Source organism: Plantactinospora sp. B24E8, from assembly GCF_039871735.1.
In the GTDB taxonomy this organism is placed as follows: domain Bacteria; phylum Actinomycetota; class Actinomycetes; order Mycobacteriales; family Micromonosporaceae; genus Plantactinospora.
Map to the genome: position 1 here is coordinate 23,092 of NZ_JBDPMH010000053.1, position 8,434 is coordinate 31,525.

10 protein-coding genes are annotated in these 8,434 nt (G+C 70.4%); 4 read left to right on the plus strand and 6 right to left on the minus strand.

The genetic code is table 11. The annotated features are described in order from the left end of the window. Nucleotides 1-86: 86 nt before the first annotated feature. From ABGB21_RS35665 to ABGB21_RS35675, 3 genes are read right to left on the minus strand one after another with little or no spacing between them, the layout of a single operon-like run. Nucleotides 87-518, minus strand: a complete 432-nt coding sequence (locus tag ABGB21_RS35665; RefSeq protein WP_347681574.1) for a hypothetical protein — start codon at nt 516-518, stop codon at nt 87-89. 20 nt (nt 519-538) lie between these two features. Continuing rightward, nucleotides 539-799 carry a hypothetical protein gene (locus tag ABGB21_RS35670; protein WP_347681576.1) on the minus strand — a complete coding sequence of 87 codons (261 nt, stop codon included), beginning with the start codon at nt 797-799 and terminating at the stop codon, nt 539-541. Beyond that, nucleotides 796-1,158 carry a DUF2089 domain-containing protein gene (locus ABGB21_RS35675; protein ID WP_347681578.1) on the minus strand — a complete coding sequence of 121 codons (363 nt, stop codon included), beginning with the start codon at nt 1,156-1,158 and terminating at the stop codon, nt 796-798. Before ABGB21_RS35675 ends, ABGB21_RS35670 begins: the two co-directional genes overlap by 4 nt. A 167-nt stretch (nt 1,159-1,325) precedes the next feature. On the opposite strand from ABGB21_RS35675, the gene ABGB21_RS35680 reads away from it, so the two are divergent. Then, entirely contained in the window at nt 1,326-1,823 is a 498-nt protein-coding gene (locus tag ABGB21_RS35680) for a VOC family protein (RefSeq protein ID WP_347681580.1), read from the plus strand. A 121-nt stretch (nt 1,824-1,944) separates the two neighbouring features. Here ABGB21_RS35680 and ABGB21_RS35685 read toward each other — a convergent pair whose 3' ends face one another. After that, nucleotides 1,945-3,180 carry a hypothetical protein gene (locus ABGB21_RS35685; protein WP_347681582.1) on the minus strand — a complete coding sequence of 412 codons (1,236 nt, stop codon included), beginning with the start codon at nt 3,178-3,180 and terminating at the stop codon, nt 1,945-1,947. 232 nt (nt 3,181-3,412) lie between these two features. Next, on the minus strand, nt 3,413-4,096 hold the full coding sequence (locus ABGB21_RS35690; protein ID WP_347681584.1) for a DUF998 domain-containing protein: 684 nt from the start codon (nt 4,094-4,096) through the stop codon (nt 3,413-3,415). 52 nt (nt 4,097-4,148) lie between these two features. Between ABGB21_RS35690 and ABGB21_RS35695 the strand changes: the two genes are divergently transcribed. From ABGB21_RS35695 to ABGB21_RS35705, 3 genes are all read left to right on the plus strand, one after another. Beyond that, on the plus strand, nt 4,149-4,742 hold the full coding sequence (locus tag ABGB21_RS35695; RefSeq protein ID WP_347681586.1) for a PadR family transcriptional regulator: 594 nt from the start codon (nt 4,149-4,151) through the stop codon (nt 4,740-4,742). Between the two features lie 47 nt (nt 4,743-4,789). Continuing rightward, entirely contained in the window at nt 4,790-4,993 is a 204-nt protein-coding gene (locus ABGB21_RS35700; protein ID WP_347681588.1) for a hypothetical protein, read from the plus strand. Between the two features lie 198 nt (nt 4,994-5,191). Next, nucleotides 5,192-6,037 carry an alpha/beta hydrolase gene (locus tag ABGB21_RS35705; protein WP_347681590.1) on the plus strand — a complete coding sequence of 282 codons (846 nt, stop codon included), beginning with the start codon at nt 5,192-5,194 and terminating at the stop codon, nt 6,035-6,037. 36 nt (nt 6,038-6,073) lie between these two features. Here ABGB21_RS35705 and ABGB21_RS35710 read toward each other — a convergent pair whose 3' ends face one another. Further along, a complete protein-coding gene (locus ABGB21_RS35710; protein WP_347681592.1) occupies nt 6,074-8,389 on the minus strand; it encodes an RICIN domain-containing protein in 2,316 nt (771 codons plus the stop codon). Nucleotides 8,390-8,434: the final 45 nt, after the last annotated feature.

Consider the following 8,434-nt stretch of genomic DNA (forward strand, 5'->3'; position numbering starts at 1 on the left):
ACATCTGGCATCGGCGGCGGCCCTGCTGATCCATGCCAGCAGCTCGGTGAGGTCGATTTCCCTCCTTCAACTGGCCGTCGCAAACGTCACTCGCAGAAGACCTGCACCTTGGCGTCGGCCTGGTCGACGTCGACGATGACCTCGTCGAGGTGCTCGATGAGGTCATCGAGGTGCTGCGGCTTGAGCTGGGTGAGGTCGATCGGCACCCCGGACTTGTGCAGCTGCGCGTTCACCTGGGTGAGTGCCTGCGGAGGGACGAGGCTGGTGAGTCGGACCCCGGCGCGCAGCAGCTGCAGCGGGACGCGGATGTTGATTCGACCCGCCCCGTCGCCACTGAAGTCGTCCTCCGAGCTGACCACCACCCGCAGGTACTTCGGGCGGGATTTCGGGGTGGATGTGGTGCTAGCTGCCGCCTCGGGCTGTTGCCGGGCGAGGGCGTCGATCAGCCGCTCGGCCTCGTCCGCGCTGATCTTTCCTTCGGCGAGCATCTGCAGGATCTGGCGACGCTGCTCGTTCATCTTCGCACTTCCCCTCTGAGTCATCTGACGCTTACCAGCACGGCCGTGCGGCCGTACTCCATCTCGAACCGGGTGCCGGGCAGCGCGCACAGCAGGCGCCCGGTGCCGCGTAGCGCGCCCACCGGGCTGACCCGGAAGACGACGCAGGCGACCAGTCCGGCCAACCCGACGAGCAGCAGCAGCGGCGAGAGCACCAGCATCACCGGCAGGACCGGGACGTACAGCCGCAGCCAGCGGCCGTTGCGACGACGTTGGCGGTACGTCACCAGCTGCGGCATCATCGCGACCTCTCCAGTTCGGCCAGTGCCTCCTGGACGCTGATCTCGCCCCGACGCAGGCGGTCGACAACGTCGGCGCCGGTGGGGGCCGGGTCGGTGTCGACGAAGTCGAGCTGCTCGGCGATCCGGTTGAGTCGGGACTTGATCGTCGGGTAGCTCACCCCGAAGATCCGTTCCATCTCCTTGATCGAGCCGTGGGCGCGGACGAACGCGGCGACGAACACCTGGTCGTCGACGCCGAGCTGGGCCAGTTGCGGCGGCTCGAACTGACCCTCGATCGCGACGCCGCTGCCGGCCAGGCGCACCCGCTCAACCACAAACGGCTGCCCACGCGTCAGCTCCGTCAGCTCCTGCCACTCCACCCTCGGCCTCCCTGGCTTGTTGTAGTTCATTTGTACTTTGAGATTTTCAAGGTGTCAACAAGTAGATCTTAATTTTTTCAAGATGCCAGAGATGGGTGGGGCCCAGGTTCGAAACAGCTGACGGCAGCGGTCAGGATCTGACCGGAATCCTTGCGAAGCTGCCCGGCATGAACAGTGAAGTGCTGCTACCGCAGCGGTCGGTTCCCGACGCCGGCGCCGTGCTCAACCCGTTTGTGATCGTGGACGATGCTGCCGGCTTCGTCAGCTTCGTCTCCGAGGTCTTCGACGTCCCGGAGATCGCCGAGGCGAGGACCCCGATGCCCGACGGCAAGCTGATCCACGCCCAACTGCGCCTCGGCAGCGTCGACCTGATGGTCGCCGACCGGCTCGACGGCTGGCCGGCGCGGCCCGGTCTGCTTCAGGTGTGGGTCCGCGACGTGGCGACGGTGCTGCGGCGGGCCAACGCCCACGGCGCCACCACCATCACCGAGCCGACGCCGTTCTACGGCGAGTCGACGCTCGGCAGGATGCTCGATGCCTGGCAGAACATCTGGTGGCTCTGGGCGCCGGCGCCGGGTCAGCCCGATCCGACACCCGGCTGGGACGGCGGTTCGGACGTCGTCTTCAGCACGCTGGACAAGACCCTCCGGTCGCTGACGAACTGAACCAACCTCCACCCGGGTCGGGGCCGTTCATGGTCATGCCGTCGACCTGGCCGCCGCGAGAACTGTCAGCGGCGCAGGTCGACGGCATGGCGTCAGAAACTGGTACGGGTGGTGGTCAGCTCTACAGGGTCACCTGAGCCGGCGCCGACCGCTGGGTGGTGGTGCCGTCGCCCAACTGGCCGGCGGTGTTGTTGCCCCAGCACCACAGGCTGCCGTCGGTACGGAGCCCGCAGGTGTGGTGGCTGACGACAAAGCCGGTGTTCCAGGTGGTGGCGGTACCGGCCCGGGTGGGGGCGTACCGGTGGGTCGTGGTGCCGTCGCCGAGCTGGCCGGCGGTGTTGTTGCCCCAGCACCACAGGCTGCCGTCGGTACGCAGCGCGCACGACGAGTCCTGGCTGGAGTTGACCCTGGTCCAAGTGGTGGTGCTGCCGACCTGGACCGGTGAGGTCTGGACGCCGCCGGTGACGCCAACCTGCCCGTACCCGTTCTCGCCCCAGCACCAGAGGGTGCCGTTGGTGCGGGTGGCGCAGGTGTGGGCGTATCCGGCGGTCACGCCGGCCCACGACGTCAGGGTGCCGACCTGCGACGGTGTTGTCCGGTAGCTCAGGATGCCGAGACCGAGCTGGCCGTTCGAGCTGTCACCCCAGCACCAGAGGGTGCCGTCGGTACGGGTGGCACAGGTGTGTGCGAAGCCGGTCGTGACGTTCGCCCAGGTGGTCGCGGTACCGACCTGGACCGGGGTCCTGGCGGTGGTGACAGAGGTGCCGACCCCCAGTTGCCCGTTGCGGTTGTAGCCCCAACACCAGAGGGTGCCGTCGACCCGGATGCCGCAGGCGTGACTGTCGCCAGCGCTGATTCTCGCCCAGGTGGTCGCGGTGCCGACCTGCACCGGAGCGGTCCGGTTCGTCGTGGTGCCGTCACCGAGTTGGCTCCGGCGGTTGTAGCCCCAGCACCAGAGCGTGCCGTCCGTCCGCACCCCACACGTGTAGCTGGTGCCGGCGTCGATGCCGGCCCAGGTGGTGGCCGTGCCGACCGGTCCGGGGGTGGTCCGGTTCGTGGTGGTGCCGTCGCCGAGCTGCCCGCTGAAGTTGCTGCCCCAGCACAGGAGCGCTCCGTCGGTACGGATCGCGCAGGTGTGTGCGGAACCTGCGGCGAGGCTGACGCTGGCCTCTGCTGCGACGGCCGACGGGGCATTCGCTGCGTCGCTCTCGGCGGGCCTGGCGCCGGCGGCGGCCGGGCCGGCGGTGAGCCCGATCGCGAGTACGACGATTCCGGTGACCGTCGTCGCCGCGCCGAGGGCGGCTCTCGCCGGACGCCGCCACCGGGCTCGCAGCCAGCCGTCCTGATGTTCGTCCATGTACTGTTCTCCCCAAATGACGTCGATGCCCTGAACGGTGGAGGTGGCGCTGCCCTGGCTGGTCTCCCGGCGACCAACCAATTCATAGCATCGACCTCGATCGATGACCAGGGTAATGTCGAATCGGGTGAGAGGTGGCGTCGTTCGGCTGATTCATCTGACGTACGACATGTCGCGCCGCATGATCACGGTGGTTGGCGGACGGGTGCCCGGTGGCGGTCCGGCAGGGCTGTCACCGGCGTCGGTACGCCAGCCGGCCCATCGCGACGAACCATGCGTGGACCTCCAGGATGCCGGCGCGCTGGACGAGCCCGGCGATGCCGTGTTCGGCGCCGTCGGCGGTGGGCTGGAACGCCAGGAAAAAGCCGACGAGCAGCGCCAGGGTGAGCGGACTGCCGAGCAGTAGCCAGTTGCCGAACCGTCGCCAGCCGGGGACGCGGCGCAGGTGGAGGCCGGCGAGCAGGAAACCGACGATCGGGGCGCCGAGCGCCAGGACAAAACCCAGCGTGTGTGGCATGACCGCTTCGAGGTCGAAGATCCCGCAGACCGCCTGACCCACCCCGCTGCAGGCGAGCAGTGCGAAGGCGGTGCGGTGCGGAACCGACCACCCGGCGGTGGTGGTGGCGCGGAAGACGCCGACGAGGCCGGCGACCAGCATCAGGCCGGTGACGACAAAGGCCGTGTTCATGTACGGCGCGGTGGCGCCCATGCCGAGACCGCTGATCGGCTGACTGATCGGCGAGTAGTCGGTGAACCGGTGGCCGAACAGGGTGTAGCCGGTGTTCACGAAGCCGAGGATCAGCCAACTGAGGGTGAACAGGACCGGGCCGAGTATGGCGCCCAGGGCGAGTCGTCGGGCCGTCGGGTCGGGGTGATGGGGGGTGTCGGTGGAGGGTGCCGACCGGGTTGTAGTCATGGAATGACTATACATTTTATGACTATGGTCGTGTCAACGTTAGGCTCGACGGGTGTCCACACCGCGCCGCTCGGTTCTCGCCCTCGCCCTGCTCTCGATGCTCGTCGAGGAGCCGATGCACGCGTACCGGATGCAGCAGCTGATCAAGGAACGTCGTAAGGACGACGTGGTCAACGTGAGTCAGCGCAACAGCGTCTACCAGACCATCCAGCGCCTGGTCCGGGACGGCCTCGCGGAGATCTCGTCGACTGAACGCGCCGACAACCGGCCCGAGCGCACGATGTACCGGATCACCGACGCCGGCCGGGCGACGCTGACCGAGTGGCTGCGCGCCATGCTGTCGACCCCGGCGCCGGAGTACCCGGAGTTTCCCGCCGCGCTGTCGTTCCTGCCGAACCTCAGCCCGGCGGACGCGGTCGCCGCGCTGACCACCCGCGTCGCGCGGCTGGAGGAGCAGTTGACTGCTCTCGATTCGGAGATCGCCCAGGTCGCCAGCTTCCTGCCCCGGCTGTTCGCCATCGAGACCGAGTACCGGCGCACCGTCCTGGCGGCCGAGCTGGCGTACGTCCGCGAGCTGGCCGAGGAGCTGAGGGCGGAACGGATCAGCTGGCCGTTTGTCGACGGCACCCCGGTCTGGCTCGGCTGACCGGATCGCCGGTCCTCGCCCACGACGTCATCCGGCATGCCCTGCTGATGGAGGCCCTCGGCCCGGCCATGGACCGGTCGCCACACCCGCGCCCCGGAGCCGAATCCGGGTACGTCTTCGTCGACCCGGACGGTTTCCTCGCCGAACCGGCGTACGACCTCGGGGTGGTGCTCCGCGACTGGTGTCCGCAGCTGCTCGCCGGGGATCCGTACGCGGTCGCCCGCCGCTGCACCCGGCTGGTCGCCGACTGAACCGGGGTCGACGAGACCGCCATCTGGCAGTGGTCCTACCTGGAACGGGTCGCCACCGGCCGGTACCTGCTGCGGCTCGGTGCACGGGAGCACGGCCGGCGGTTCCTCACCACCGCCGAGGCCCTGGTCCCCAGCGGCCGGCCGGATGTTCGCTGACAGCGTCTAGGTTTCGGTCACCGTGTCCGGCACGCTGGGACCATGCAGACGGTGATCAGCGCGGACGGTCGGATGCTGGCAGTCGAGGAGTACGGCGACCCGGACGGCACCCCGGTCCTCTACGTCTGTGGCAGCCCGATGAGCCGGCTCGCCCGCCACCCCGACGACCAGCTCTTCGGCGGGCTCGGGATTCGGCTGATCACGTACGACCGGCCGGGTTTCGGCTGTTCCACACCACAGCCGGGACGTCGGGTGGTGGACGCGGCCGACGACATCGCGACCATCGCCGACGCGCTGGCATTGGACCGTTTTCCGCTCTTCGGGGTCTCCGGCGGCGGGCCGCACGCGCTGGCGTTCACCGCCCGACACGGCGACCGGGTGGTCCGGGCCGCCGTGCTGGCCAGCCTCGCACCCCGGGACGCCGAGGGTCTGGAGTGGACGGACGGAATGATGGACGGCAACCGGGCCAGTGCCGAGGCGGCGCTGCAGGGCGCCGAGGCGGTGGAGAAACACCTCGCCGCGACCACCGGTGCGGTGGATCCGCTCGCCCTGCTGCCCCCGACCGACCAGGCGATCCTCGCCCGCCCGGAGATCGGCGCGATGCTCCGGGCCGCGTTCGCCGAGGCGGTACGGCCGGGGCCCGCCGGCTGGGCGGGCGACATACTCGCCTTGTTCGGCCTGCCGTGGGGCTTCGACCCGGCGACGATCAGCCGACCGGTACGACTGTGGCACGGCGAACTCGACGCGGCGGTGCCGGTCAGCCACGGCCGTTGGCTGGCGGCCCGGATCCCCGGCGCCCAGCTGCGGACCCGACCCGACGTCGGGCACGCCGGCCACTTCGACGCCACCCCGGCGGTGCTGGAGTGGCTGGTTGGCGCCGAGAGCTGAGACCTACCGGCGGCACCGCCGGGGCGGGAGCGTGCGTCAGCGGCGGGTCCACTTCTGGTGCAGCGCACCGTTGTTGCAGGTCCACTGCTGGATCGGGGTGCCGTTCGCGGAGCCCTCGTCCAGCGCGTCGAGGCACATCCCGCTGTGCGCGTTGACGAGCTGGCGCTGGCTGTTCAGGGTGAACTTCTGGGCCGGGGTGTTGTTGCAGGTGGTGAGCTGGATCGTCGCCCCGTTGCTGGCCGACGCGGCGAGGACGTCCATGCACCGGCCGCCGAGCCGGATGCTGCCGTCGGACTGGAAGGTCCAGCGTTGGTTCCGGGCCCGACCGTCGCCGCAGTCCCACAGCCGCAGCCAGACCGGGTCGACCGAGTCGGGGTTGGCGACGTCCAGGCACCGGTTGCTCGCCACGCCGACGAGCTGGTAGCCGGAGACCCGGGGCGAGTTGCTCGGCTTCACCGGCGGCGGGTCCGCCGGCGCGGTCGTCGGCGGGGCGTTGCCGTCACCCGGACCGCCGTCGACTCCCGCCGCCGGCCGGAAGCCGTCGACGACCTTCCGGAACGCGCCCTCGCTGGTGGACCAGGAGGACTCGGGGGTCGACCAGACGATGGTGTAGCCCTGTTGTTTCCCGGTGACGAAGGTGCGCTGACGTACGTGCACCACCTGGTCGCTGCCGTTGGTGTGCTGCCACTCCCAGTCGGCGGCGCTCAGCTGGTAGTTCACCGCGACGATCCGGATCCGTCGGTAGTCCCGGTACGTGCCGTCGGACGGCAGCGTCTTCTCCTGCGCGGTCACCTCGGCCACCGGGTCCGTACGAGGGGTGTTCGTCCGGCTGACCACGAGTACCCGGTCTCCGTCCGGTTCCCGGAACTCAACCCGGCCGTTGCGCCGGACGATCTGCCACTCCTTCGGTGCGGGCAGGCTGAATCCGCTGGCATCCCGGTAGGTGGACCAGCTCAGCTGGGCCGGTGCTCCGCCGTTCGGCCCGGCGCCGGGGGGATCGGTCGGTGCGGGTTCCGGAGCGCCGCTCGGTGACTCCGCCCAGAGACCGGCGTCGTCGTCCGGCTGCCGGGTGGCCAGTGGGATGCCGATCCCGATGCCGAGTACCAGCAGCAGGACGGTCACCGCACCGACCAGCCAGGCGGGGCGCAGCCGCCGGGAGGGCACCTCGCGCCCCGTCCCGCCGGCCGGTCCGGCTGGCGTCGGTCCCGTCGCCGCCAAGCCCGTCGCCGCCGACCCGGCAGGCGTCGGTTCGGAGGCGGGGGCCGGGCGCGACGTACCGGCACTTCCGGGGTACGGCGTACCGGCCGGTGGGGTGGGGTACCGGGTGGTGGGCAGCGGCGGGTCGACGTACCGCAGCTCGACCCGGGCGGCGCCGTCGGTGGACGTCGCCCCGGTGGGCCGGGTCGTGGTCGGCAGCGTGGTCGGCACCTCGACGGTCGCCGCGGTCAACGCCAGGGTGCCGGGGGCGGTCGCCACTGCCGGTACGGCACCGGAGGCCACCTGGCGGAGCAGCTTCTCGACGGTGTCGGCGTCCATCCGCTCGGCCGGGTCCTTGCGGAGCAGGCCCGCCAGCACGGGCGCCAGCGGGCCGGCGTGCCGCGCCACCGGCGGCGGTTCGGTGGCGAGCGCGGTGAGGCTCATCAGACTCGACGGCCGGGCGTACGGCGACTGACCCTCGACCGCAGCGAAGAGGGTGGCGCCGAGTGACCAGAGGTCTCCCTCCGGCCCCACCGTGCCGGTCATCGCCCGCTCCGGTGAGACGTACGCGGGTGAGCCGAGCACGATGCCGGTGAGGGTGAGGTTGGTGTCCTCGGTGGCGGTGGCCAGGCCGAAGTCGGTGAGCACGATCCGGCCGTCGGTGCCGAGCAGGATGTTGGCCGGTTTGACGTCGCGGTGCATGATCCCGGCCCGGTGGGCGGCCCGGAGCGCGCCGAGCACCCCGAGGCCGATCTCGGCGGCCCGGGCCGGCGGGATGGGGCCGTCGGTGGCGAGTTGCTCGTCCAGCGAGCGGGACGGGACGTACTCCATGACGATCCACGGGTCGCCTCCGCCGCCGAGCAGGACGTCGAAGACCCGGACGGCGTTGACGTGGTCGAGTCGCGCGATCGCCCGCGCCTCCCGGAGTGACCGTACCCGCAATTCCTGCCGGGCCTCCTCGGTCAGCCCGGGCGGCGGAACGATTTCCTTGATGGCGACGTCCCGCTGCAGCATCTTGTCGCGGGCTTTCCACACTCGACCCATGCCGCCCTGGCCGAGAAGCTCCGCAAAAAGTGACTGATCAGGTGCTCGTCGGCGGGTTGGTTTGACCTGCGCCGTCTGGTCTGGATCATGGTGGGGTGTCCGGAACGCCATCCGTCGTGGAGCTGCTTGAGCGGCTTGCCGGCTTGGAGGCGCGGA

Coding starts and splice junctions, on each gene's coding strand:
- ABGB21_RS35710 (WP_347681592.1), bottom strand. CDS start 8,389: ATGGCGTTCCGGACACCCCACCATGATCCAGACCAGACGGCGCAGGTC.
- ABGB21_RS35670 (WP_347681576.1), bottom strand. CDS start 799: ATGATGCCGCAGCTGGTGACGTACCGCCAACGTCGTCGCAACGGCCGC.
- ABGB21_RS35700 (WP_347681588.1), top strand. CDS start 4,790: ATGGAGGCCCTCGGCCCGGCCATGGACCGGTCGCCACACCCGCGCCCC.
- ABGB21_RS35685 (WP_347681582.1), bottom strand. CDS start 3,180: ATGGACGAACATCAGGACGGCTGGCTGCGAGCCCGGTGGCGGCGTCCG.
- ABGB21_RS35665 (WP_347681574.1), bottom strand. CDS start 518: ATGAACGAGCAGCGTCGCCAGATCCTGCAGATGCTCGCCGAAGGAAAG.
- ABGB21_RS35690 (WP_347681584.1), bottom strand. CDS start 4,096: ATGACTACAACCCGGTCGGCACCCTCCACCGACACCCCCCATCACCCC.
- ABGB21_RS35705 (WP_347681590.1), top strand. CDS start 5,192: ATGCAGACGGTGATCAGCGCGGACGGTCGGATGCTGGCAGTCGAGGAG.
- ABGB21_RS35680 (WP_347681580.1), top strand. CDS start 1,326: ATGAACAGTGAAGTGCTGCTACCGCAGCGGTCGGTTCCCGACGCCGGC.